Annotated in this window: 18 protein-coding genes; 2 read left to right on the forward strand and 16 right to left on the reverse strand. The window is 50.8% G+C overall.

Features of this window, described 5'->3' with window-relative positions; translation table 11 throughout:
• Window positions 1-232: 232 nt before the first annotated feature.
• From NSU14_RS21640 to NSU14_RS21710, 15 genes are all read right to left on the reverse strand, one after another.
• Window positions 233-2,977, reverse strand: a complete 2,745-nt coding sequence (locus NSU14_RS21640; protein WP_340947339.1) for a GH36-type glycosyl hydrolase domain-containing protein — start codon at window positions 2,975-2,977, stop codon at window positions 233-235.
• A gap of 864 nt (window positions 2,978-3,841) precedes the next feature.
• A complete protein-coding gene (glnA, locus tag NSU14_RS21645; RefSeq protein WP_042135170.1) occupies window positions 3,842-5,266 on the reverse strand; it encodes a type I glutamate--ammonia ligase in 1,425 nt (474 codons plus the stop codon).
• A gap of 282 nt (window positions 5,267-5,548) precedes the next feature.
• Window positions 5,549-6,595 (reverse strand): 3-deoxy-7-phosphoheptulonate synthase, encoded by a 1,047-nt coding sequence (gene aroF / locus NSU14_RS21650; protein ID WP_039303367.1) that lies wholly within the window; start codon window positions 6,593-6,595, stop codon window positions 5,549-5,551.
• A gap of 247 nt (window positions 6,596-6,842) precedes the next feature.
• The gene (locus NSU14_RS21655; protein WP_042135168.1) at window positions 6,843-7,799 is read right to left on the reverse strand and encodes a 4-hydroxy-3-methylbut-2-enyl diphosphate reductase; all 957 of its coding nucleotides are present in this window, start codon (window positions 7,797-7,799) and stop codon (window positions 6,843-6,845) included.
• A 56-nt stretch (window positions 7,800-7,855) separates the two neighbouring features.
• Complete coding sequence (locus NSU14_RS21660) at window positions 7,856-9,301, reverse strand: sensor histidine kinase (RefSeq protein ID WP_336102634.1); 1,446 nt, start codon at window positions 9,299-9,301, stop codon at window positions 7,856-7,858.
• 1 nt (window position 9,302) lies between these two features.
• Window positions 9,303-9,989 carry a response regulator transcription factor gene (locus tag NSU14_RS21665; protein ID WP_042135165.1) on the reverse strand — a complete coding sequence of 229 codons (687 nt, stop codon included), beginning with the start codon at window positions 9,987-9,989 and terminating at the stop codon, window positions 9,303-9,305.
• Window positions 9,990-10,111: 122 nt separating this feature from the next.
• The gene (locus NSU14_RS21670; RefSeq protein ID WP_340947340.1) at window positions 10,112-11,803 is read right to left on the reverse strand and encodes a S1C family serine protease; all 1,692 of its coding nucleotides are present in this window, start codon (window positions 11,801-11,803) and stop codon (window positions 10,112-10,114) included.
• Window positions 11,804-12,272: 469 nt separating this feature from the next.
• Window positions 12,273-12,926: a response regulator gene (locus tag NSU14_RS21675; protein WP_039303350.1), complete on the reverse strand. Its 654-nt coding sequence runs from the start codon at window positions 12,924-12,926 to the stop codon at window positions 12,273-12,275.
• The gene (locus NSU14_RS21680; RefSeq protein WP_039303347.1) at window positions 12,923-13,993 is read right to left on the reverse strand and encodes a HAMP domain-containing sensor histidine kinase; all 1,071 of its coding nucleotides are present in this window, start codon (window positions 13,991-13,993) and stop codon (window positions 12,923-12,925) included. Before NSU14_RS21680 ends, NSU14_RS21675 begins: the two co-directional genes overlap by 4 nt.
• Window positions 13,994-15,079, reverse strand: coding sequence for a cell wall-active antibiotics response protein LiaF (gene liaF, locus NSU14_RS21685; RefSeq protein WP_336102635.1), 1,086 nt, complete (start codon window positions 15,077-15,079; stop codon window positions 13,994-13,996).
• A 243-nt stretch (window positions 15,080-15,322) separates the two neighbouring features.
• The gene (locus tag NSU14_RS21690; protein WP_156118574.1) at window positions 15,323-15,466 is read right to left on the reverse strand and encodes a hypothetical protein; all 144 of its coding nucleotides are present in this window, start codon (window positions 15,464-15,466) and stop codon (window positions 15,323-15,325) included.
• 167 nt (window positions 15,467-15,633) lie between these two features.
• Window positions 15,634-16,197: a 3D domain-containing protein gene (locus NSU14_RS21695; protein ID WP_418793975.1), complete on the reverse strand. Its 564-nt coding sequence runs from the start codon at window positions 16,195-16,197 to the stop codon at window positions 15,634-15,636.
• Window positions 16,198-16,535: 338 nt separating this feature from the next.
• Window positions 16,536-18,473, reverse strand: a complete 1,938-nt coding sequence (thrS, locus tag NSU14_RS21700; protein WP_171718922.1) for a threonine--tRNA ligase — start codon at window positions 18,471-18,473, stop codon at window positions 16,536-16,538.
• Window positions 18,474-18,913: 440 nt separating this feature from the next.
• Window positions 18,914-19,087, reverse strand: a complete 174-nt coding sequence (locus tag NSU14_RS21705) for a toxin-antitoxin system HicB family antitoxin (protein ID WP_039303331.1) — start codon at window positions 19,085-19,087, stop codon at window positions 18,914-18,916.
• A gap of 12 nt (window positions 19,088-19,099) precedes the next feature.
• Window positions 19,100-19,942 carry an SPFH domain-containing protein gene (locus NSU14_RS21710; protein ID WP_336102637.1) on the reverse strand — a complete coding sequence of 281 codons (843 nt, stop codon included), beginning with the start codon at window positions 19,940-19,942 and terminating at the stop codon, window positions 19,100-19,102.
• A gap of 185 nt (window positions 19,943-20,127) precedes the next feature.
• On the opposite strand from NSU14_RS21710, the gene NSU14_RS21715 reads away from it, so the two are divergent.
• A complete protein-coding gene (locus NSU14_RS21715; protein ID WP_039303325.1) occupies window positions 20,128-20,310 on the forward strand; it encodes a hypothetical protein in 183 nt (60 codons plus the stop codon).
• Between the two features lie 111 nt (window positions 20,311-20,421).
• Here the strand turns inward: NSU14_RS21715 and NSU14_RS21720 are convergent, their stop codons facing one another.
• The gene (locus NSU14_RS21720; protein WP_340947341.1) at window positions 20,422-24,843 is read right to left on the reverse strand and encodes a bifunctional 2',3'-cyclic-nucleotide 2'-phosphodiesterase/3'-nucleotidase; all 4,422 of its coding nucleotides are present in this window, start codon (window positions 24,841-24,843) and stop codon (window positions 20,422-20,424) included.
• Between the two features lie 161 nt (window positions 24,844-25,004).
• Here NSU14_RS21720 and NSU14_RS21725 point away from each other — a divergent pair, with 161 nt between their 5' ends.
• Complete coding sequence (locus tag NSU14_RS21725) at window positions 25,005-25,331, forward strand: hypothetical protein (RefSeq protein ID WP_340947342.1); 327 nt, start codon at window positions 25,005-25,007, stop codon at window positions 25,329-25,331.
• Window positions 25,332-25,536: the final 205 nt, after the last annotated feature.

Consider the following 25,536-nt stretch of genomic DNA (forward strand, 5'->3'; position numbering starts at 1 on the left):
TTCCTTTCTACTTTCTATGTTTGGCCTATGATCGACCTATGCTTAACCTATGGATTCTAAGCTTACCCGTTACTACGGGGAATACACAAGCTTCCGGCTGCAATTTCCTGCCGGTTTCCTGAAATTACGCTCTTGTCCGCAGCTACTGCACCGTTTATAGGGCATCTCATATGAAAACGCCCGCTCCCGGCGGACCGGCAGAGCAGGCGTCTTAAATTCCTATCGTCCGGCGTTACGCCAGTTCAACCTCCAGCAGATGGACTTGGCCTTCAGGCAGGGCGATCAGCAGGCTACGCGAGATCACAACCCCTTCTGAGACGCGCTGAAGCGTTACCTCAGCCCCGTTCAGCTTCACAGCATGTATTTGGTACTCTCCGTATTCAGCGCTTCCTGAAGCCGTATAGACGACTTTCAGCTCGCGTCCGGCAAAGATAGTTTTGATAGAAGCACGGCCTTCGGCATCAAACTGTTCTTTAACCAGCTTCGGCTGCAGCAGCAGATCGCCCAGCTTGCCTTTGACACCAAACACCTCTGTGACCATTGTCAGCAGCATCCAGCTTGCCGAACCGGTCAGATACGTATACATCCCTCTGCCCTGCTCATTGATATATTCCGGGATACCGGGGTACATCCGGCTGACTTCAAAGTCCGCGCTCAGGCTGTACAGCGAATCGAGTACTTTACGGCCTTCTTTAACAAATCCGCGTTTATACAGCGCGTTTCCGTACATTACAGTCATGTGGCTGAACATGGCTCCATTCTCTTTATGGCCAAAGGCAAAGCCGAACGCACGGCCCAGATTCTGCTGAATGCCCCCGAAGTTGCTGTTCAGCCGGTAGCCGATTTTGTCATCGAACAGATTGCGCTCCACCGCCGAGACAATGCTTGCAATCTGTTCCGGTGCAGCAGCATGACCCAGCAGCGGGAAGACCTGCCCGGTCAGCGTCATACGGGTACCTTCAGCGAACTCACCCTCCACACGTTCCCCGTCATTATTGTAATAGCCGTTGAACCAGCCGTCGCCATGCCCGCTTGCTACCCATTCATTGCGGCGCAGGTGATCGAAGATCCATTCCGCTTTGCGGGCCAGATCCGCTGCAACCTGCTCCAGTTTCAGCTGGGTACGGATTCCGCTAACCTTATTCGGTGCTGCGGCATAGTAGCGGTCCAGCAGCCCGTGTTTGGCAGGGATAGATTCATAATCAATAGATTCGCCAAGCGAATCCAGCAGCAGCTTCATTTCTTCCGCGAGTTCCAGGGTGTCTCCCCCGGTACGTTCCTTAAGCGTGATCAGCAGCCGGGAGAGATCCAGCAGATTGCTGGCATAGAAGGCGGTGAAGGTTACACTCTCACCCCGCTGGGCGGCCATATCCAGGCCGTCATTCCAGTCTGCGCCTTCAAGCAGAATATTGTTATGCTCACCCACATTGAAGAATGGAACCAGGTTCTGCAGCAGGATATGCTCCAGAATGGTGCCTGTATACACTTCACCTGCTGCAGTCCGCAGGCTGCTGCCGGCTCCGGGCTCCCAGGACGTATCGCGTTCCTTGCAGCGGCTCATGAAGGAATCCCGGAAATAGGACTGCTCCTGCAGCAGGAAGTCGAGATCACCGCTCTGATCGAGGTACAGCATCGTAGTAAGGAACGGCCATGCGCCGTGATCCATCCAGACGCGGGGAATATTATTACGGTCCGCTATGAATTCACCAGGCTGCTGCCCGATAATCGTTGCATTACTGCCGTCGATTCTGACACCGGCATAATTGTTCAGCAGCAGGCTGCGCACATCAGCAGGCTCCATGATCAGCAGAGCGAGACAGTCCTGCCAGAGATCACGCCAGCCGCGGCCGCCCCTTCCATAGTCATGATAAGGCAGGAAGGAGTTGCCGTACAGTCTGCGCAGCACGGGCTGCAGAGTAACCCATTTCATCCATTCATCAGCCGCATGATCTCCCGTATGGAACTCTACCGTATTCACTTTTTCTGCCCAGAAGGTCTTATTCTCCTCCAGTAGCGCATCAAAAGCAGCGGTTGAGCCATACTTGGCCATCAAAGCCGGCACGCCGATTCTGTCATTCTCAATCGCAAGTACAACTACATAGGAATGGCTCTGTCCTGGAGCTAGTGTAATCTCGGCAAAACGCAGTCCGCCAAGCGCTTCATACCCTTCCTTGTGTATTCCGCCCCCTTCACCAATCTCCGGAGCCAGATTGCGCACCACCGCTTCCGGCCAGTCCAGGCTTCCGCCTTCACCGATGAACTCCTCCTGCACCGGGAAGAAGCCAACCGGCTGTGCTCCGCCTTCCGCAGCACCAAATACCCCGTAAGAGGTATGATTCACCCGGTGTCCGCGTTCGTCGAAGGAAAGTGCCGGCTGTACCTCCACTCCGTAAGCGGAAGTATAAGTCCGGTTCAGCAGCGAAGTAACATGACGGTGATCCCGCAGATCATCTGCAGAACGCGCATACAGCGGAATGGCAGCCGTTGGAGTCAGCGTGAGCTCCTTCGTGCCGCTGTTTGTCAGCACAACCTTCATCAGCTCTACTTTGTCATTGCCGCAGGGTACGAAGCTCGTGATCTGTGCTCCTACCCCCAGCTCCTTATTGCCCCGGGTCACTTTATGCCATAACAGTCCGGCTTCCAGCAGAGATTCATCAGCACCCTCGCCATATACTGCGGCATTCTGCCGGGCGGAGTCTCCCGTAGCTGACCATGCGCCTTGTCCTTCGATATAAACCCAGAAATTGCGGGAAGCGCGGGAATTATGCAGATCCTCCACAGAGAGCGGCGGAGTAAGGAATGTATTATGACCTGAAGTCACCTGACCATGCAGCTTCGGGCTGACCGAGGACATCATGCCCCCCTCATTCACCAGCGGAAAATATAAAAAACTGCTCCGGTCCGGCTGCTCCAGTCTGAAATCCCCATTATTGCCGGTGAAGCTCCAGCCTGATTTTATCTTGTGATCGTGATTCACTGTATTCATCCTCTCTCTACTACAAAGATAGATTGCATTTTAATGGAACTTTCCGAAATCGGTTTCGTTTTTCATTATTGCATCGTTATAAATCTTTGTAAAGGTTTTTTTCATGTTCTTTGATGTGCAAAATTGTTACCATAAAAGCTGATATTACAGCCTTTATTTGAATCCCACTATTCACGAAACCACTTTCGTTATCGGTCTTATATTTTATATAAATCTGACTTAAACATAGTACAAACACGCCTGAAATTTTACACATCTAAAATACATACAAAATGTAAGCGCTATATATAATCTAGTTGAGATTTTATAGGATATATTCTATTAAATAACACGAAAAATCACGAAATCACGACCACTCATAAGACCATGCCGGACTGGGATCTCCACGCTCCCTAAGTTAGTGAGCTGGAATGAGAATCCGTTATTTGAACAAATCCGGGGGATTCACGGTCAAACGGACTCAGATTCGCTTAAATTAGCATCTCCTCCTCCTTTCAGTCACGAATGAACAACATAACGGAACCTCTGTCCGTTTGGGCCCCGTTAGGGGGCTTTTTGACGAAATAGCGTCCTCTCAGTCCGCGTTAGTTCATTGATGATCCTCCGCCCCGGCCCGATCAGCAACCCAGTTTTTGCAGCAACCCAGCACTTGCAACCGCCCTGTTTCCGTAATGCCGCTATCCTACAATCATTTGTGGCCATACCAGTTACTTCCCCGTACAGATACAGAATAGCTCGGCACAACTGGTAGGCGGGACAGGTACAGCTTTGGTATCCAGAACACAACAGAAAAAGCCCCCGGAATCAAATGATCCCGGAGGCTTCTTCATCAAGCTCTATTCAAGTTAAATTATCTTATACATCAAAGTACAGGGAGTATTCATGCGGATGAACACGAATCGCAACGGCTTGAGCTTCGGAACGCTTCAGAGCGATGTAGTTATCGATGAAGTCCTTAGTGAATACGCCGCCTTCTGTAAGGAATTCGTAGTCAGCTTCCAGAGCGTCAAGTGCTTCGTCCAGTGTACCTGGTACGCTGCGGATCTTCTCTTTGTCAGCATCAGACAATTCGTAGATGTTCTTGTCCAGTGGACCGTAACCCATTTCTTCAGGGTTGATCTTCTTCTTGATTCCGTCCAGACCCGCCATCAGCATTGCGGAGAATGCCAGGTAAGGGTTAGCCGTGGAGTCAGGTGTACGGAATTCGATACGACAGCCCTTAGGTGTTACAGCAGCTACCGGGATACGGACAGCAGCGGAACGGTTACCCTTGGAGTAAACCAGGTTAACTGGTGCTTCATAACCAGGAACCAGACGTTTGAACGAGTTGGTGCTTGGGTTAGTCAGCGCGATCAATGCAGGAGCATGATACAGGATACCGCCGATGTAGTGCAGAGCCAATTCACTCAGGTTAGCATAAGAGCCTTTTTCGTAGAACAATGGCTCGCTGCCGTTGAAGATCGACTGGTGAACGTGCATACCGCTACCGTTATCACCGAACAGCGGTTTTGGCATGAAGGTTGCTACCTTGCCGTATTGGCGTGCAGTGTTCTGCACAATGTATTTGTAAGTCAGGAGATTATCAGCTGTTTTCTTGAGGGTGTCAAAACGGAAGTTGATTTCCGCCTGGCCTGCAGTCGCCACTTCATGGTGATGGCGTTCGATTTCCAGGCCTGCTTCAGCAAGCAAACGGCACATTTCACTGCGGATATCCTGTTGGGAATCCACTGGAGCTACAGGCACGTATCCGCCTTTAACGCCAACTTTGAATGCCAGGTTGCCGCCTTCGTCTTTACGGCCAGTGTTCCAAGCTGCTTCTTCGGAATCAACGAAGTAGGAAGAGCTGTTCATTCCGCTCTCATAACGAACATCGTCGAAGATGAAGAATTCAGACTCAGGTGCGAAGAATGCCGCTGTACCTACACCGCTGGATTGCAGGAACTCTTCAGCCTTCACAGCGATACCGCGCGGGTCACGCTCGTAACGTTCGCCATCCGGTGTGAAAATATCACACATGATGTTAAGCGTTGGGTGAGCTGTAAAAGGATCGATGTATGTAGTGCTTGGATCAGGCATCATTACCATGTCCGACTCTTCAATACCCCGGAACCCTGTAATGGAAGAACCATCAAATGCTACACCATTCTCAAATGTTTCTTCTTCAACTGCGGATGCTGGCAGTGAGATGTGGTGAGCACGTCCACCCAAATCTACAAACCGGAAATCCACCCATTCGATATTGTTCTCCTTGATCGTCTGCAATACTTTTTCAACCGACATGCTTTATTCCTCCCCAAGTTCCGAACATTAGGCCGCTCACAGTATCAAATGTTCTTGTTTTTATTTTTTTGCTGTCGTCATTATAAATCTCAAACCTAACATCGTCAATGCTTATGTCAGGTATTTCTTACGACAATGTAAGATATTCTGACGCTTTGGTGAAAAAACTCCCTTCATCCGATTCCCATGTCACCTTTGTCCTATATTCAATAAAAATAGCCCCCTTCCTCCGCCCAAAGCGGGAGAAGAGAGCCTGTAAGAAGCTAATTCGCACTCTGAAATTTAAACTACCGGGGCTGCTTCCAGTGAAGGAGAGAACTTGCGTCCAACAAGCGGCGCCAGCTTCTCAAGATCTCTAAGCAGGCTGTCGAACTGTTCCGGGAACAGAGACTGTACTCCGTCACCTGTCATGGAATTATCAGGGTCGGTATGCATCTCGATGATCAGACCATTGGCTCCCGCAGCAACCGAAGCCTTGGCCATAGGCGCAACCAGCTCACGGCGTCCGGTGCCATGGCTTGGATCGGAAATCACCGGCAGATGGCTGAGGTTCTGCAGCACAGGAATAGCTGAGAGATCCAGCGTATTGCGTGTGTAGGTTTCAAAAGTCCGGATTCCGCGCTCACATAACATAACATCACGGTTGCCCCCGGCGAGAATGTATTCCGCTGCGTTCAGCAGCTCATCGTAAGTCGCACTGAAACCGCGTTTCAGCAGGACGGGACGCCCGCAGGTTCCCAGCTTGCGCAGCAGGTCAAAGTTCTGCATGTTACGTGTGCCTACCTGCAGAATATCCGCATGCTCTGCACAGATATCCACATACTCCGGCGTCATCACTTCCGTGATGGTCAGCAGGCCGTGGCGCTTGCCGGCTTCGGCCATCATCGTAAGACCTTCCACGCCTACACCCTGGAAGCTGTAAGGTCCGGTACGCGGCTTGAAAGCACCGCCGCGCAGCACCTGGCCGCCGGAAGCTTTAACCAGCCGTGCGATTTCATCAATCTGCTCCGGGGATTCCACGGCACAAGGGCCGCCCATAATGACGAGATTCTCTCCGCCGATCTTCACCCCGCGGATATCGATAACCGTATCCTCCGGATGGAAATCACGGCTTGCCAGCTTATAAGACTTGGTAATCTTCACGACGTTCTCGACGCCCTTCATCTGGCGCAGATGCTCGGCCAGCTTCGGGGTCACGCCGCCGACAAGACCGATTACGGTATGATCTGCTCCCCTTGAGAGATGTACCTGCAAGCCTTCTTTTTCAATTACGGCAATAATATCATTTACCTGATCCTGCGGTGTTTGGTTGGATGTAATAACGATCATATTATAGCTCCCCTTTTTGGACACTTATTCTTATAAACGGGTATAATCAATCAAATTTAATACTATCTCGCTACGACGCGTGTACGCTTTTAAGCACTAAAGTGATTTTACCGCAAGTTTCTGTTCCAGTCAACCCCAATAGGCTATATATAACAAAACCGCTTTGGGACGAAAAAAACGGCAGCACACCTGAATACAGGCCGCACTGCCGCTATACCTATTCTATAAGTTCATTTTTGCTATCAAGTCAGGTAGCACTCGCACTCTTGTTCTTCACAGGCGGTAGAAGCTTCGCCATATTCACGGTGCGTATGATCTCCCAGGTCGCAGGATTTGCTTCGTCATACTGCTCCAGATAATTGATAACTTCCTTGGTAATCGGTGTTGGCGTAGACGCACCTGAGGTTACTCCCACCTTGGTAATCCCCTTCAGCCAATCCCTATTCAGCTCAGATACATCTGAGATCCGGTGAGCCGGTACGCCGGCAATTTCCTCCGACACCTGTGCCAGACGGTTAGAGTTATTACTGCGCGGATCACCGACAACAATGACCAGCTCACACTGGCCTGCCTGCTCCGCTACCGCTTCCTGGCGGACCTGGGTCGCCATACAGATCTCATTATGGACCTCGGCTCCCGGGAAGGTCTCCAGCAGTTTTTTCATAATATGCTTAATATCCCACTGGCTCATGGTGGTCTGATTCGTAATTACAATACGCGAGGAAGGGACCGAGAGACCGGCAATTTCATCTTCCTTCTCAATCAGATGGACATGTTCAGGGGCAATCCCCACCGCACCTTCCGGCTCAGGATGACCTTTCTTGCCGATGTAGATAACCTCGTAGCCCTCTTCAACCTTTTCCTTGATGAGGTCATGAGTCTTTGTTACATCGGGACAAGTGGCATCGACTGTGGTTAACCCTTTGGCCCGTGCTATCTTGCGTACCTCGGGCGACACACCATGAGCAGTGAAAATAACCGTCCCGCTTTCTATTTTATCCAAAATATCCAGACGGTTATGCCCGTCCAGCGTAATGATTCCGTCATCCTCAAAGGAGTTCGTGACATGGCTGTTATGCACAATCATGCCCAATATATAAATCGGCCGTGGCAAATCAAGATTTTGTGCGGCCTGCCGTGCCATTACCATAGCATCGACGACGCCGTAGCAATAGCCCCGGGGAGAAATTTTGATGACTTCCATGATTCACCGCTTTCTGCTGTCAATGACTGCTGTAATAGGAACCGTTTAATTATACCCTATTCCAGCGGCGGGGCAAAGAGAAGCGGCATCCAGATCACAAAAGTCGTCCCTTCCCCCTGCCGTGTGACCACCTCTACAGAACCGCCGTGCTCATCAATTATCCATTTGGCGATGGACAGTCCCAGACCGATCCCTTCGGTAATTCCTCTGGATTCATCCGCACGGTAGAAACGGTCAAAGATATGCGGCACTTCGTCTTTGTCCATCCCGATTCCGGTATCCGAGATACGGATTCCCACCTGGTTCTGATAAAAGACGGCATCCAGCGTAACCTCACCCGCAGGCGTGTATTTAAAAGCATTATCAATGAAGATGAACAGCATCTGCTGCAGATAGTCCTTGTTGCCAAGAATATATTTGCCGTTCAACTGGCCCATTTCGCCCACAGACCACTCCGCCTGACGCGGCAGGAAGGAAGCACGGCGTGCTACTTCGGTCATCATCGGCTCCAGCGCTACCGGCTCTATATCAAAGGTCCGGCCTGTATCCGCTCTGGCCAGAGAGAGCATATCCGCCACCAGCCGGCTCATACGCTTGGATTCATCGGCAATATCCTTCACCGATTCAATGGAGAGCTGGCGGATTTCCGCCTCGGTCATCCGGCTGTCATCCGGTTCCATCTCCCATATCTTCTCCAGCAGATCAATATTTCCGCGAATCGTTGTAAGCGGTGTCCGCAGCTCATGCGAAGCATCCGAGACGAAGCGGCGCTGCGTGGCATAGGCCTCCTCCAGCCCCGTATAGAAGCCTTCCATCCGCCCGAGCATACTGTTCACCGTCTCAATCAGCCGCCCGATCTCATCCTGCGGCCCGTCATATTCAATACGCGAGCTCAAATCCGTCCCGGTCTGTATCCCGTTTGCCGCCTCAATAACCTTGCCGATCGGACTCATTGCTTTGCGGGCCAGGAATAAGCCGAACGTAAAGGCTGCAAACAATGTGGCAAAGGAGCCTACCAGCAGGATATTCTTAAGTGTCAGCAGCAGCCGGTCCTGTTCTCCCGTATATACAGCAACTTGAAGTACAGCAGGAAGCATTCCATCGGTCGTACTCACATCAGTTGATATCTGATAGATCAGAAAGGGATTGCCCTCATAGCTCGCTTTTATAAACCCTTGCTGATTCTTAACTGCAGTCTGGTCGGGGATTTTAAACTTAAGCTCGATATTCTCCATATTGTCATTGGTAAATAATCGTTCCAAGTCGTATATATACATTTGTGCGAACAGATTCTGCCCTTCCGGACCGCCAATCACAAGCTTCAGCTTTCCGTCGCTCCACGCCTGTCCCAGAACAACTTTGTTTGACTGCTCTTTAAGCCGGTCTTTGATGTCACCATAGCTGTAAAAATATACAAACCCGTAAATTGCAGCAGACAAAGCCAGCAGCATAATGGCCAGAATCCCTGAATACCAGGCAGTCAGCCGCAAACGTATAGACATATTAGTCACCTCTTAGGATGTAGCCGGCTCCCCGGATCGTTTGAATCAGCCTTTTGCCGCCATGCTCTTCCGTCTTCTGGCGCAGCATTGCGATGTATACCTCCAGCACGTTGGATTCACCGCTGTAATCGTAACCCCAGATCTTGTCCATAATCAGATCACGGGACAGCACCCGCTTCGGATTCTGCATGAAAAGATGCAGCAGTTCAAATTCCTTCGCCGTCAGCTCCAGACGTTTGCCTGCACGCGTCACTTCACGCGAATCTACATCCAGTGTGATATCCTCATAGGAAACCGCCTGGTCCGAGCCTCCGCCCTGCTCACTTTTGCGCCGGAGCAGTGCCCGTACCCGGGCAAGCAGCTCCTCCAGAGCAAACGGCTTCACCAGGTAATCGTCCGCACCCAGATCGAGCCCTTTGACCCGGTGTTCAATCTCATCCTTGGCCGTCAGCATAAGTACCGGAACACTGCTTCCGCCCTCACGCAGACGGCGGCAGACCTCGAACCCGTCCACTTGCGGCATCATTACATCCAGGATAACCACATCCGGATCACTGTTCAGAACAGCACGCAGCCCATCTGCCCCGTTAGCGGCTGTTTTGACATCATACCCTTCAAAGGCAAGCCCGCGGCGCAGCATGGATATAATTTTCTCATCGTCATCAATAATTAAAATATTCGGTCGCATCAAGCAGCCCCCATTGTTCAGTTCATATATCTATATTGTATCATGAATCCGTTTATCCGCAGCCTATGCAGCAAAAACGGAAGGGTCTCCCCTTCCGCTGCGCTGCTCACCGTCCGGTGTGTTTATTGCTTCTGAGTTTGAGTCGTATCAAAATCATTTTTGTTGCCGATTGTTACCGGAAGATCCAGCTTCTTACCGTCACGAACCACATTCAGTGTCACCTGATCGCCAACTTTGAGCGTCTGGATGTAAGTAATCAGATCCTGGCTGGTGGCATAGTTCGTACCGTTCACACCTGTGATGATATCGTAAGGGCGGAGGTCGGCGGTATACGCTGGAGATTTGAAGACAATCTCGGCGACTACGGAGCCTTCTTTAAGGTCAGTGCCCATTTGCTTAGCGACTTCATCGGTAATGGTCATCAGCGAAGCGCCGATGAATGGTACCGGTTCTTTCGGAATTTCCTGATTGGCTTCCAGTTTCTCTACAACTTCTTTAATGGTATTGACCGCGATAGCAAAACCGATACCCTGGGAGTCTGTGCTAACCGCCACATTCATCCCGATGACCTGACCGTTCATGTTAAGCAGCGGCCCGCCCGAGTTCCCGGGATTAATCGAAGCATCCGTCTGCAGCAGGTTCTTGTAATTGCGTGTGCCGCTTCCGTCTTCTTCATTAATATCAATGCTGCGGCCCTTAGCACTCAGTACACCTGCTGTAACGGTGTGATCAAAGCCCTGCGGGTTACCAATCGCTACAACTTCTGAACCTACCTTAATGCTGTCGGAATCACCGAGCGCCACTGTAGGGAAGTCCGTTCCTTCAATTTTGAGCACTGCCAAGTCCAGATCTTTGCTGGAGCCGAGCAATTTCGCTTCATAAGGTTTGGTATTGCCGTCAACCGTAACCTGAATGACATCTGCATTATCCACCACATGCTGGTTGGTCAGAATATAACCGTCTGAATTATAAATGAAGCCTGTGCCGATTCCATAAGGAGTAAGCTGGGATGAATCCGAATTGTTTGATTCCGGCTGGGATTCTGAATTGGAGCCGGAAGATCCGCTGCCGCCGAACTGATCACCGAAGAAGAACTGGGAGAACGGATCGCTCATATTCGGATTACTGCTGCTTCTGCTGCTTGATTTAACCAGCGTCTCAATTTTGACAACTGCCGGTCCCACCCCATCCACTACGCTGGATACATCACCCGATCCGGTAACCAGTGCTGCTGTGGAAGTGGAAGGCGTAATGGTAGCACTTCCGTTCGCTGTCTTAGCTGCTGTATTCGTAACGGCTGCTGTAACTGCCTGATCGCCTGTGAACCAGTTGCCCCGGTCCGCCATGAACATCGAACCCGATAATACAATCATTCCGGCAAGAAAAGAGATAAGTACCGCCTTGACCGGCTTCTTCGGCTTACGGTTATACTGCCAGCCATTACTTTCCTCAGGAGGGTTACCGCCGCGTCCGCCATTTCCGCCATTTCCGTCATATCCGGTTGTGCGGAGCGAAGTGCTGTATGGTAAAGGCTTGACCGGCTGCGGAGGTGAAATCTCTACACGTTCCGGCTCCCGGCGGTTGTAATGCTGCGGATCTTCACCATTCATCTCATCATTGTTCAAGGATTTGAACGGCCCATAGGAATAGTAGTATGAAGAGCCTGCTTCGGTTGATGAGTTACTGTTACTGTTGTTACTGCCATTGTTGTTAAAGTTACTGCTATCATTACTGTCCCATTCCCGCTGCGGTCCCGGTTCATTATCACGATTAAAGTTGTTCTCACGATTGTAGTTGTTTTTGTTATCGTCCATGTTTTCTTTCCTCCCGCGCCTTGCCGCATCCGGCAAAGTGTTATTTGTTTTCTTGTTCTTATTTTGTACTTTAAACCTTAAGGTCACATTAAAAACAATTTAAGCGGAGATAAAAGATATGAACAATTAAAAGAGAATATGAGGGAGAAGCGCAGGAAATCCGGTTGTTGAGGCCGTTGAGGCAATTGGTGAACGTAGAGGACAAATAAATACCCCGGCGCTATAGCGCCGGGGTATTGCAGGTTACCGCTTCACGCATACGTACAATAGGCATGAATGTTGTACATATTGCAACTTTGCTTCTAGATAACAGGGGTGTTAGGGAGAATTGTTGTACGAAATACAAGAATTGCCCCGTTTAGCCGCTCGAAAGAGATGGAATGCTGCCTTTCGTACAACAATTTTCGATTATAGATGATATATAGAGGAAAATGTTGTATTTTGTGCAGGATTCACTGAACTGAAGGAGCTAACTCTGCGCCCAGCCCTTACGGTGGGCGTAGATAGCCAGCTGGGTGCGGTCATCCAGCTCACACTTCATCAGCAGGTTGCTGACATGCGTCTTCACCGTCTTGATGCTGATATGCAGCTCCTCGCCGATATCTTTATTGGTTTTGCCCTCAGCGATCAGCAGCAGTACTTCCTTCTCCCGCTCGGTCAAGCCGGAAGAGTCGCCCTGTACGGTACGCTGGCGGATGCCCCGGGTCAGTGCCTGCGAGACATCGCCGGTCATCACCGGCATGCCGCGGTACGCGCCTTGCAGCGCGTAGATCAGCTCTTCTGCCGAGACGGTTTTGAGCACATAGCTGACTGCCCCCGCCTCGATCGCGTCTACAACAAGATCATCCTCCAGGAAGCTGGTGAGGATGACAATTTTGAGACCCGGGAATTCGGCCAGCACTGCGCGCGTTGTCTCCGCCCCGTTCATGACCGGCATCATCAAATCCATCAGCACCAGATCCGGCAGGGCCTCATGCCCCAGTTCACGCAGCATGCCAAGCGCCTTATGCCCGTTCTCTGCCTCACCTATAACTTCAAACATCGGATCAAGCATCAGATATGTTTTGAGACCCATCCGCACCATATCATGATCATCCACCAGCAGCACTTTAATGAGACTCATTCTGTACTCCCCCTATCAGGCTCAGATTCGGCATCAACCGGCTCCGGGATGCCCTGCACAAACTTTGGTATATGTACGCGGATCGTAGTTCCCGCCCCCTTGCGGCTGATAATCTCTACCTGGCCGCCGAGCTTCTCGGCACGCTCGCGCATGGTGGTAAGTCCATAGGAGCCCTGTTTATGCTGCACCTGCTCGAAGCCCTGACCGTCATCGCTGATGCTCAGCACAACCTGGCGCGGCACCTCGCGCAGCGACAGGCTGACTACCCGTGCTCCGGCATGCTTCACGATGTTCGCCATCGACTCCTGAATAATCAGGAACAGCTGATGTTCAATCGCCTCGGACAGCTCACCCTGCAGTTCAAGCTCCTTTACTCCCTTGAGCCCGTTCTGGCGGCAGTAATCCGGGAACCATTTCTCCAGCGCCTCGAACAGATTGCGCCCCTCCAGCTCCACCGGACGCAGCTGCGCGATCAATGCCCTCATTTGCTTCTGCGCCATCTGGGACATGCTGATCAGCTGGTCCATGACCGTCTGCCCATGCTCTGCGCTCCGTTCAAGCACTTTAGGCAGCGAAGAAGCGGACATGTGAATCGCAAAAAGCTGCTGGCTCACCGTATCATGCAGATCCCGGGCCATACGCCTCCGCTCTTCCAGTACCGCGCTCTCCGCCGCCTTTTCCTTCTCGATGACTTCCTGTTCACCCAGCTGTTGCAGAAGTTTCATCTTCTTCTCCACAGTATCCATCATGATATTGAATTCGTGATATACCCGGGCAAAAGACTGGTCTTCGCTCTCCGGCATCCGTACGGACAGATTGCCTTTGGCTACCTGCAGCATATTCAGGTCCAGATGGTCGATCCGCCGCTGAATCCGCTGTCCGGCAATATAGCCGATAGTCACGGTGAAGAGCACAATGCCCAGACACAGGTACAGCCACATGCTGGTATCCACCACCCGGATATAGCCCAGGCATGTCCCGGCATACATCAGTCCGGCAGTTACTCCGCCGCTAAGCAGGAAATACACCAGCAGCATCCACTTGGTATTGCTGAAGATCGTCCCCATTTAGCCCACCGTTTTGACTTTAATGTCACCGATGAAGCAGCTGACGTTAATACGGACTTTTTTACCTGCTTCCTTATAATAAGGCGTCTTGCACTGTACATTGCTCATGAACCCGCTGCGCGATTGCTCAAGCACCTGCATATCACCAATGAACGAGCTGCCGATAACCGATACACCAAGATTCATATCATCCGGAATATAAACCTTAATATCACCGACAAAAGCGGAAATGTTGATCTTGGTCTCACCGTAAGGAATTTGCGCATTGGTCAGATCCAGCACTGTATCCCCGATAAACTGCGAAATATTGGTTTGCTTTAGCTGGAAATGCTCACGTCCCATATGGACATCTCCGATAAAAGCCGAGCGGTTCGTCGTTTCTTTGTCCTGCCCGGAATCCTGAAACTCCTCATGCCATTCGCCGTGGCGGCGGGCATGGCGTTCCTGGCGCTCCTGGCGTCTGCGTTCATGGCGTTCCTGCTTCTCCTGCCACCGGGCATCCGCAGAAGAGGAGGGTACTCCCTGTTCTCCGTCTTCATCCTCAGTGTCTTTGTGCAGATAATCATTCCAGTCCCGCCCGTCGGCACCGGCAGATTTGCCGAACTTCTGCTCAAACTGCTCATCGAGCGTCGATTCCAGCGGTGCGGGAGGCTTCGTATCCAGCGGGCTTTTGCCCGGTCCGGGCGGATAGAAATTCGGTGGTGCAGGCGGTGCAGGAGGAACTGGCGGCGTTGTACCCCGCGGCTTGAAAATAACAGCTAAACCGCCGCCGATCAGCATAACCGGGATCAGCATTTTGAAGAAATCGCCTGCCGAGAAGTCAAACCATTCTAAATTCCGTCCCAGAAAAAACACGCCGATGGCCAGAAAGAAAAATCCGCCAAGTGTTGCAGAGAATCTCGAATGCTCATCGTCCGGGGACAAAAAGCGTTTAACCCCTAATATAATCAGAATAACCGGCCAATACGTAGATATCAGTGAACCCAGGCTGAAATCAGTGTAGCCCATCTGTCTTAGCAGGAACAGGCCTCCGAGACCGATAAGGATCAGTCCGCCGAGAACCTGGCTGGTGAACCGTCGTTTCATATGTCATTCCCCCCAGTAGTTAGTGTAACTCTTGCTTCTTCACGCTTATAGTCCTAGTCTACAGGAAGAAAGCTGCGGGGAACAGCGGCGTGAGAAGGAAACAGGCCTCAGTCTCCAGACCGAGACGGCTGGAATATTCCGTTAATTGTATGATGCCCATAAAAAAGCTGCCCTTCCAGCCCATAATCCGGACTTGAGAGGACAGCCTTGACGCTTCAAATGCTCATACCAGCACCCCCAGCATTACTGCTGCGGTTTTTGTACCGGTTTGGAGAACGTGTTGCTCTTAGTAGTTGCACCGTCGTTCTCAACGGCAAACTCAGCGTTGTATTTTTCATTCGGTGTTTTGTAGTTCTCTTGTACCTTTGGTTTCTTGGAATTAGCCACGGAAATCACCTCCCTTTTCCTTCAGTACAGCCCGTCAGAGCTGACGAAAAAGATTATATCGGAAGAGGCAAGTCGCTTTGCCCCAGTCGATATTATGGGAAATGTGACGCCGTATTATGCATGCTTACGTGAAAAATAATTCAAACTCAGTGAGGCCGGTCCGGCCCTTAAATAACCTCTTCCAGCAAATATTGCGGCACTGCATTATAGGTCTGGATTGCATGTCCAAGGCTTTTCAGCATACTCTCCGTGCATTTTCCGTTGCCTCGTTTGATGAGCTGGACAACAACGGTCTTCTTGCCCCATTCCTTATACACCTGCTTGGTGGTGCTGAAATACAGGTCAATCTTCCGCCCTTTAATCGCCGAACCGGTGTCGGCCACAATAGCATATCCGTAACCCGGTATATATAAAATACTTCCCAAAGGCAGAACTTTCGGGTCTGCAGCAATGGTGGATACGGCATTCTTGTCCCGGCGTACCTTGACACCCGAATACGTAATTCCGTACTGCGGATGCTTCGCGGTCTTGCCTGTGGATTCGTATCCGGCCGTATAGCCGGTCGCTGTTACTTTCATTGAAGTGATGATCTGCTCCGGCGCAGGTGCAGCTACCGGTACCGAATCCGGCTGCTTGGCGGCTGCCTTCGCCTTCGGCTTACTTTCCGGCACCTGTGCTGGCTTAGGAGCCTGAACGGTAACCGGCTGTCTTAACCGCGAAGAGCCTCCCAGACGGGATGCAGAACCTGCCTCTTGACGCTGAACCTGAGAATTCGTAGTGACTGCACTAAGTTGTCCTGCAGTGTCTCCCGTCCCTCTTGCCTGTGCCGATTTGCGCGAATCATCCGGGTAGATCCCGGCTGCTGTCAGCAGAAGCACGATGGTGACGAAAAGACACCAAAACCTCTGGTATAAGCCCATTTTGTTCATTAGTTAAACCTCCCCATATAGCGAAGGTTTCCCGTTTCACAAAATTTTATACCTGAAACCGGATAATAGCGGTCCCACGCGGCTTATAACAGAGGTTATTTATTGGTAATTATACGTACTATTAACAGCTTGTGTATGCTTTAGATTATACGTTCCGCAATTTCCTGTCCAAGCGAATCGATGACTTCCTGCAGCGGTTTGGCGCCGATGTCGCCTTCTCCGCGTTTGCGGATCGACACGCTGCCGGCATTCATTTCATTCTCGCCTACAACGAACATATATGGAAGTTTCTCCAGCTGTGCTTCACGGATTTTGTAACCCATTTTCTCATTGCGCAAATCGACTTCGGCGCGGATGCCGCTGCGCAGCAGCTTGGCAGCCACTTCCTTCGCATATTCATCAAAGGCCGAGGATACCGGAATAATCTTCACCTGCTGCGGCGACAGCCACAGTGGCAGCGATCCGGCAAAGTTCTCCAGCAGGAACGCTACGAAACGTTCCATGGTTCCAAGAATCCCGCGGTGCAGGACAACCGGACGGTGCTTCTGTCCGTCATCACCGACATATTCCAGCTCAAAGCGTTCAGGCAGCAGGAAGTCGATCTGTACAGTCGACAGCGTTTCTTCCTTGCCCAATACTGTTTTGATCTGAACATCCAGCTTCGGACCATAGAAGGCTGCTTCGCCTTCGGCTTCGTAGAACGGCAGGCCGGCTTCTTCGACAACCTCACGCAGCATGCGCTGTGCAGTCTCCCACATTTCATCATTGGCATAATACTTCTCTGTATCCTTAGGATCCCGGTAAGAGAGGCGGAAGCGGTAATCTTCAATCCCAAAGTCGCTGTATACCTGCTTGATTAGCTCCAGCACGCGGATGAACTCGCCTTTGATCTGGTCCAGACGGCAGAAGATATGGGAGTCATTCAGCGTCATCGAACGGACACGGTGCAGGCCTGTCAGGGCTCCCGACATTTCATATCGGTGCTGGATACCCAGCTCGGCAATACGGATCGGCAGATCGCGGTAGCTGTGCATCGAGCTCTTATAGATCATCATGTGATGCGGGCAGTTCATTGGACGGAGCACGAACTCCTCATTATCGATCGTCATCTTAGGGAACATGTCTTCCTGGTAGTGTTCCCAGTGTCCAGAAGTCTTGTACAGCTCTACATTACCCAGTACAGGAGTGTAGACATGCTGGTAACCAAGGCTGGCTTCCAGATCTACAATATAGCGCTCCAGAATGCTGCGCAGCTTGGCGCCCTTAGGCAGCCAGATCGGCAGGCCTTGTCCAACCAGCTGGTTGAAGGTGAAGATTTCCAGTTCCTTGCCCAGCTTACGGTGATCGCGTTTCTTCGCTTCCTCCAGCAGGCGCAAATGCTCGTCAAGCTGGGCCTTCTTGATCCAGGCTGTTCCGTATACGCGCTGCAGCATCTTGTTCTTGCTGTCTCCGCGCCAGTAGGCACCGGCTACGTTCATCAGCTTGAACACTTTGATCTTCGCAGTGGACGGCAAATGCGGACCACGGCAGAGGTCGAAGAATTCGCCCTGTTCATAGATTGTAATCACACTGTCTTCCGGCAGCGCCTGGATCAGCTCCAGCTTGTAAGGATCAGCCAGCTCGCCGAATCTGTCCAGTGCTTCCTGGCGGCTCACCTCATGGCGGACAATCGGCAGGTTCTCTGAAACGATACGCTCCATTTCCTTCTCAATCTTCAGCAGATCCTCCGGATTAAGCGGATGCTCCAGATCCATATCATAATAGAAGCCGTCTTCAATGACCGGACCTACTCCGAGCTTAACTTCCATAGTCCCGAACAGGCGTCTTACCGCCTGGGCCATAAGGTGAGCTGTACTGTGACGCATCACTTCCAGGCCTTCCGGGGAATCCAGGGTAACGATCTCTACAAGATCGCCTTCCTGCAGCTGAGTGGACAGATCCACGACGATTCCGTTGATTTTACCTGCTGCGGCATTCTTGCGCAGTCCGCTGCTGATCGAGGCTGCTACATCATCAATGCTGCTGCCATCCGCATATTCCCGGACCGAACCGTCCGGAAGCTTGATATTTACTGACATTTTTCTTCCTCCTAAAAGTTAGCTTCTGCACACAAAAAACACCCGTCCCGCAAAGGGACGAGTGATTGCACCCGTGGTTCCACCCAAATTCGATGCCATTATGCAAAAGCTGCTGCAGAGCAGCGGCATTGCAGAATAGAATCCTTCGTCAGCATGGAGATAACGGCCATGAACCGGCGGTTCTTACTATCCTGCGTAATGATGTCCGTAAACGGACATCCCAGGAATTCATAACCGCAGCTACAAAGGGGTAAATCAAAAGCCGGTACCGGAGGAAATTGCAGCCTGGGGTTTCCTCTCTCTGAAGCGGTCCTGAACATCGATTCATATCTTTGTCGAAGCTGATAACGTGAATTACGGTAATTATAAATCTCAGCTTATCTTCCGTCAAGTGGAACCGGCATGTCATACAAGTCTGAAGCGCCGCCGCCCAAGGCTGTTCATTCTTCTTCCCGGCGTTTCTTACCCGGCAAGCGGCCTGCGCGCTTCAAAGACTCACGCAGCAAGTATTCGATATGTCCGTTTACGCTGCGAAATTCTTCTCCCGCCCAACGTTCCAGCGCTTCGTGCAGTTCGGGATCGATCCGCAGCGGAAAGCTTTTTTTGGCCGCCATAATATTACCGCCTTAGTACAACGAGCCGGCGTTAATGACCGGGCTCGCTCCGCGCTCCGACACAATCGCCACCATCAGATTGTTGATCATCGCCGCTTTGCGTTCTTCGTCCAGTTCAACTACACCGCTCTCTTTGAGTTGGCGGATCGCCAGATCCACCATGCCGACAGCACCTTCCACGATGATCTGGCGTGCAGACAGAATGGCCGAAGCCTGCTGGCGCTGCAGCATCGTACTGGCAATCTCTGTGGAGTAGGCCAGATGGGTCAGGCGGGCTTCGATCACTTCTACGCCGGATAAGGACAGACGCTCCTGCAGCTCCACCGCCAGTTCTTTGGCAATCTCATCGGCATTGGCCCGCAGGGACATGCCAGTCTCATTGAAGTTATCGTAGGGGTATTTGCTTGCCACATGACGCAGCGCCGTTTCACTCTGGATTTCCACGAACGCCATATACTTATCTACATCAAACAGCGCTTTGGCCGAATTAATGACCTTGAATACAATCACCGCAGCAATCTCAATCGGATTACCTTCCACATCATTGACCTTCAGCTTCACGCTGTTGAAGTTGCGGACCCGCAGTGATACGGTCTTGCGGATGCTGAACGGAATGACAGCGAACAACCCGCTGGTTGCAATCGTACCGACATATTGGCCAAAGAAGGTCACGACCACTGACTTGTTCGGCTGAACGACGGTAATACTCGTACATAGAATACCGGCTGCAACAAACAGGATGACAGTCAATGCCACGTATTCCTGAACGGCACCGTAAATCCCGCCCCCGATACAAATGGCAATTAGAGCCACAACCCAGAATCCGCTGACAGGATGCAATGTTTTCTCATTCATAAAGATGCCTCCATTAGATATGTATTTGATATAATTATGATATCACTTTTGGATACAACTGTAAACTACTATTGTAAAAAAATCACTGCCTCTTTGCCGTTTTTCTTTTATAATTTGTCTGACATTACGGATGTTACGAAGCATCAGGATAGACCCATTCATAACTAACAAAGGAAGTGTAACTCATGAGTGTTAAGGATCAAGTACTGGAAATCATTAAAGCTTCAGCAGCTCCTGTAACTGCAGGTGAAGTTGAAAAGCTGTCGGGACTGGAACGCAAAGCGGTCGACAAGGCCTTCACCGAGCTCAAAAAAGAAAATGCGATCGTCTCCCCTATCCGCTGCAAATGGGAAGCTGCAGTGAAATAACGGGACGTATTATGGTCTGGGCTGGACAAGCCTGAGCATCCTCGCAAACGGAAAGGCCCGCGCACAATGTGCACGGGCCTTTTGCCTTATTCAATTGTATTCATATAGAAATCAGGAAGCTTTGTTCTCCAGCATCCGGTAGATAATGACCGCTGCCTGGGCGCGGTTCGCGATACTCTTAGGCGCGAATTTCTGCGCGTCTACACCGTTGACAATCCCCAGCTGGGTCAGCTGTGCTACAGGCTGCTGCGCATAAGCTGCAATCTTGGCCTTGTCAGCAAACTTATTCAGAGCAGCAGGATCAACCGGCTGCAGCTGATCCTTGAGGGCATTAGCGATCATAATCGCCATTTCCTCACGGGTGATCTCACGGCCCGGCTCGAATTTACCGTTGCCTGAACCTCTCACCAAACCGGCGTTTACGGCAGCAGCGATCGTATCTGTATACCAGACACCTTGTTTCACATCAGTGAAAGTAGTTGCTGATGCAGTATTGCTCAAGTTAAGTGAACGAACGAGCATAGTTACGAATTCAGCACGGGTTACACTCTTCACGGGTGCGAAGTTCGTGCCGTCGATGCCTTTTACAATACCTTTAGCCGCCAGTGCATTAATAGCTTCTGCAGCCCACGCTACCTTACCCAAATCCTTGAATGCAGTAACAGGAACGGCCGGGCTCTGTGTTGGAGCTGTGGTTGCAGCCGGAGCCGGAGTAGCTGATGCGGCTGGACTAGGAGAAGCTGATGGTGAAGCAGTCGGTTTAGGTGTCGCCGTTGCTACAGGCCCTGTGCCAGTACCAGGATTAGTACCCGGGTTAGTGCCTGGATCTGTTTCTGGAGCAGCTTTGTTGGTAATCCGTCCTTCAATTGCAGCAGTAATAGCTCCGCCATTGAATTTCTTCACAATATAATCATAGAATACATCCAGATCGATTGGTCCGGCCAGCGATTTACTTGCCTGGGTCAATACCTTATAGTTGTCTCCGCCTGCAGCCATGAAGTTATTGACGACAGCTGTGTAGCTCTTGGACATTTCAATCGGTGTTCCATCACTTTTGGTCAGGTTAACCACACGGCTGGCAACCGGCAGATACATATTGGCCGTATATTTCAGGCCGGAAATTTGCAGTGTCTTGATGTCTGCTGTTCCATCAGCCTTAACTGCCCATTGCTGCTGCAGCAAGGTTTTGATCTGTTCACCGGTAAGCGTCAGCTTCACCAGCGTATTGCCGAAGGGCTGGATTTTGGCCAGATCACCGAAGAGAACATTCCCCTTAGGAAGATCGGCACGGATACCGCCCGGATTCATAAATGCAAAGTCAGCAGGACCAGCAGCACCGTCTTTGAAATCAGCCTGACGCATAGCATCCGCAATCAGGTTGCCCAGGGGAGCTTCCTTCAGATATACATCTGTACGGGTAACTGTGCCATCTGTAGTCCCTACAGGCTTAGCCAGCTCAGGATGCAGAGCCAGATAATGATCAACCAGTGCTTTGGTTTCAGCATCCGGCGTCACATTCTCCTGGAAGGTAGTAATTACTTCAGCAGATTTGCTCTTAACCTCTCCGGTCTCCGGATCGATAGCCAGGCGGATGTCTTCATAGGCAGTACCGTAAGAGTAGGCCTGAACAACCAGTTTGCCGTTCACCATATCATTAGCGTAGGCATGATTGTCACCAGCCACAATAACATCGACCGGAGAATTAGCCGGGAGTGCATTCGCCAAATCTACAGCCTCACCTGTGGATACATTTTTCTTCGTTGCAGCATCAACCTTCGTGGTTGCCGGATCATGGGCAAGCACGACGATCGTGTTGACCCCTTTACCTTTGAGCTCTGCAGCATACTTTTCGATGGCAGCTACTTCTTCCTCAGCACTCAGGAATTTCACACCGGCTGTACCGGCTGGGGATACCTTACTTGGTGTTGCCTTGGTTACTACGCCGATAAACCCGATTTTTACACCACCGATTTCTTTAATCGTGTAAGGCTTGATCAGCGGCTCTCCAGTCTTCATGTCGATCGCATTGGCATTAATGTAATCGAAATTCACAGGTGCATGGACAATGCTCGGGTTAACCGGGTCCGCACCGCCGAAAATTTGTGCCTTCAATGCTTCAACACCCTGGTCGAATTCGTGGTTACCCAAGGTTCCCACATCGAACTTCATCATGTTCATCCATTCAAGGGTCGGCTTGTCACGCTCCATGGAGGATACCGGAGCCGAAGCACCGACGGAGTCCCCGTTGTGGACTAGCAGGGTGTTATCGTATTTGGCACGGGCATTCTTCAGGTAGGTTGCCAGAATCGCCGCAGTTCCTACAGGCTTGCTCTCAGTACCCACAGTTACAAAGGATGTCGTATCCAATTGTCCATGAAGGTCATTGATGCCGAGCAGATGGACTTTGACGCTTCCGCTCAGGTCGAGATTGTAAATCTCGTCACCCCGGAGATTCTGGGTTCCGGTATCGGTAATATTATCATGTTTAGGAAGTGCATTCTTAGCCTTAGGTGAAGAAGTAAAGGTAGCCTTGACATCGCCCTTGATCGGAGCGATCGACCAGTTATTATCGGCCGGCTGGTTAACGTTTCCTGCTTCCTTGATGTAATCCATCAGAATCTGACGATTCTCTTCCAGGGTATCCAGCACCATCGTAAGACCGGCAGCGCCTGTTTTGACACCCGGGAAATTCCCGCCGCCGCTTGCCCGGTAATTGTTAGTCACTACGATGAAGTCCTGATTCATATCCAGCGGCTTGTCATCGTAGGTAATGGAGGTAACCCGCTCAGAAGTGAGGTCATTCACCGTGCCGTCAGGCTTGTATCTTGCATTTTTGGTGACATCTATCGTGTATTTAATTCCGTCGATAACATCGAAATTAAATACGGAGAATGCGGAGTTGAGCAGCGGCTGCTCCGTAGTCACCGCTGGGTCAATACGGTTATAGGCACCAGCGCTCATTTCAACCCATTCTTTTACAGTCTCACCCTTGACCTTAATGGCCTTAAGCGTGTTGTCATAGAGATACAGGTCGCTTGCGCTGCGGATGGTCAGATCTCCCGCTTCGATTTCTGTATACTCATCCGGGTTATTGCGTCCGGCCTTGAAGGGTGCGCCAACGCTCAGGATGGGCATTCCCTGGTAAGCAGCCAGGTTAGGATCACTATTAATCAGCTTCTCAACATAGTTTTTCTGGGCATAGGTTACGATCTGAACCGTCGGATCATCCTGCACCATAGCGAAAAAGCTGTTCATCGGTACATCCGTACGTCCAAGGGGTTGATTGACATAAGCAATCGTAGCCTGGTGATCAGCGGCAACCACTGCATCCAGCTCAGCATCCGGCTCTACGTTTGCAATATTAACCTTGTTCTCCGTTCTGTAGATCGAACGGGTGGATGAAACCGAAGCGCTCTTGTCCACCATAAAGTGTCCGCTGCGCTGTGGGTCCGGAACGATTGCCAGGTCGATGAGACCCAGATTGGCGCCGCCGAATCCCGCCTGAACGGCTGGAACATTGTTGATCTGGCCTTTGGCATTATCGATGCCGGGCAGTACAGCTTTACCCGTAGAATCCTTGAAGGATGCGTCCAGCGCTTCCACAGTCGCAGCCGGGAATACCTTATGGGTATGCGAGAACGTAATGGCATCGATACCTGGCACCAGGCTTAGTGATTTGATGTCATTTTCAGATTTGGTTCCGGGTACTGCATTATTATCATATCCGGTATGTGCCATCGCAACGATAATATCCGCACCGTCTTCCTTCATCTGAGGAATGAATTTAGCGGCCGTTTCAGCGATGTCCTTAGTAATGACCTTACCTTCCAGGTTGACCTTGTCCCAATCCATAATCTGCGGAGTAACGAGACCAATCAGGCCGACCTTAACATGTTGGGTAGCTCCGTTGCTGTCGGTAACTGCCTTGTCGATTATTTTATAAGGAGTGAAATAGTTCGGGTTATTGGAATCATCCTCATCCCCGTCTACGGCATACACATTCGCATTAATAAAAGGAATGTCTGTATACTCATATGTGGCTGAAGTGGCAGAAGTAATGCTCTCCAGATAAGGAAGCCCATAGTTGAATTCGTGGTTGCCGAGTGTCGCAGCATCATAGTTCATGGTATTCAAAGCTGCAATCATCGGATTGATCTGCTTAGTCTTGCCGTCTCCATCAACTTGCTTGGAAGCGTACGTTCCCAGCGGTGTACCCTGAATCAAATCTCCGTTGTCGAGCAAAAGATTGTTAACACCCTTCTCCTCGGCTCTGGCCTGCTTCACCAGCGTAGCCGTCCGGTCCAGTCCTACCGTCAGAGACGGTTGGTTCTTAAAGTAATCCCAGCCCATCACATTGGTATGCACATCTGTAGTACTCATCAGCCGCAGGTTGATCGCGCCTGACGCAGGTTCAGCTGCTGCCTTCCCGGCTCCCAGTACTGAACCGGCAACGACTCCGCCCAGCACCTGCGCTGTAATCACAGCGGTAGCCAATATTGAAGCAATAGGCTTATTCCAACGTTTTTGTACCATAGAATCTTATACCCTCCCAGTTAATCTCTTTAAATTGACCGTCAAAGCGTAACATATCAACTTATTCCTATCTATCAAACTGGGTTAACTAGAATTGCGAATTGTGTAAAATGTAAAAAAGGATATGTTGCATTCATATTTTTATAAGGAGAGGGTTGACTATGGACGAGGGAAAGAACACACATGAAGAATTATTCTGGATCAAAGACGAGAACCGGAACACAAGCCGGAAAGATATCCGCTGGTTTGAGGAAATGCTCACCTTTGATACTTTACGGGAAGCGGAAGAATGGGTTATGAGTGATGCCTATAATAAAATTGGCGGAGACCAGTTTGACGGCTATTGGACTGGTGATCCTAAGCTGGCGTTTGCGCTGGTCTATAACCTGACACGCCTGAAGACTCTGGGCCACGCTTCTTTTAATGATATCTATGCTGATGAAGAGAACCGGGAAGGTCAAACTATATTTAAGGTCTGGGTGAGTTGATGGGGGCTGGTGCCACTACCGGAAAAGCTGAGCGAAGGCAATGAGCTATATGCGAAAAACCGAATACAATGGGCTCGCACGTAGCTAAATGAGCATAATGTATGCGAAAAATCGAATACAATGGGCTCGCACGTGGCTAAATGCGCCTGATGTATGCGAAAAACCGAATACAATGGGCTCTCACGTAGCTCAATGAGCATAATGT

The sequence above is a fragment of the Paenibacillus sp. FSL R10-2771 genome, assembly GCF_038000205.1.
Taxonomy (GTDB): domain Bacteria; phylum Bacillota; class Bacilli; order Paenibacillales; family Paenibacillaceae; genus Paenibacillus_AQ; species Paenibacillus_AQ phytohabitans.

Coding starts and splice junctions, on each gene's coding strand:
- NSU14_RS21660 (WP_336102634.1), bottom strand. CDS start 9,301: ATGTCTATACGTTTGCGGCTGACTGCCTGGTATTCAGGGATTCTGGCC.
- aroF (WP_039303367.1), bottom strand. CDS start 6,595: ATGATCGTTATTACATCCAACCAAACACCGCAGGATCAGGTAAATGAT.
- NSU14_RS21655 (WP_042135168.1), bottom strand. CDS start 7,799: ATGGAAGTCATCAAAATTTCTCCCCGGGGCTATTGCTACGGCGTCGTC.
- NSU14_RS21725 (WP_340947342.1), top strand. CDS start 25,005: ATGGACGAGGGAAAGAACACACATGAAGAATTATTCTGGATCAAAGAC.
- liaF (WP_336102635.1), bottom strand. CDS start 15,079: ATGAAACGACGGTTCACCAGCCAGGTTCTCGGCGGACTGATCCTTATC.
- NSU14_RS21715 (WP_039303325.1), top strand. CDS start 20,128: ATGAGTGTTAAGGATCAAGTACTGGAAATCATTAAAGCTTCAGCAGCT.
- NSU14_RS21670 (WP_340947340.1), bottom strand. CDS start 11,803: ATGGACGATAACAAAAACAACTACAATCGTGAGAACAACTTTAATCGT.
- NSU14_RS21680 (WP_039303347.1), bottom strand. CDS start 13,993: ATGGGGACGATCTTCAGCAATACCAAGTGGATGCTGCTGGTGTATTTC.
- NSU14_RS21705 (WP_039303331.1), bottom strand. CDS start 19,087: ATGGCGGCCAAAAAAAGCTTTCCGCTGCGGATCGATCCCGAACTGCAC.
- NSU14_RS21665 (WP_042135165.1), bottom strand. CDS start 9,989: ATGCGACCGAATATTTTAATTATTGATGACGATGAGAAAATTATATCC.
- glnA (WP_042135170.1), bottom strand. CDS start 5,266: ATGTCGGTTGAAAAAGTATTGCAGACGATCAAGGAGAACAATATCGAA.
- NSU14_RS21720 (WP_340947341.1), bottom strand. CDS start 24,843: ATGGTACAAAAACGTTGGAATAAGCCTATTGCTTCAATATTGGCTACC.
- NSU14_RS21710 (WP_336102637.1), bottom strand. CDS start 19,942: ATGAATGAGAAAACATTGCATCCTGTCAGCGGATTCTGGGTTGTGGCT.
- NSU14_RS21675 (WP_039303350.1), bottom strand. CDS start 12,926: ATGAGTCTCATTAAAGTGCTGCTGGTGGATGATCATGATATGGTGCGG.
- thrS (WP_171718922.1), bottom strand. CDS start 18,473: ATGTCAGTAAATATCAAGCTTCCGGACGGTTCGGTCCGGGAATATGCG.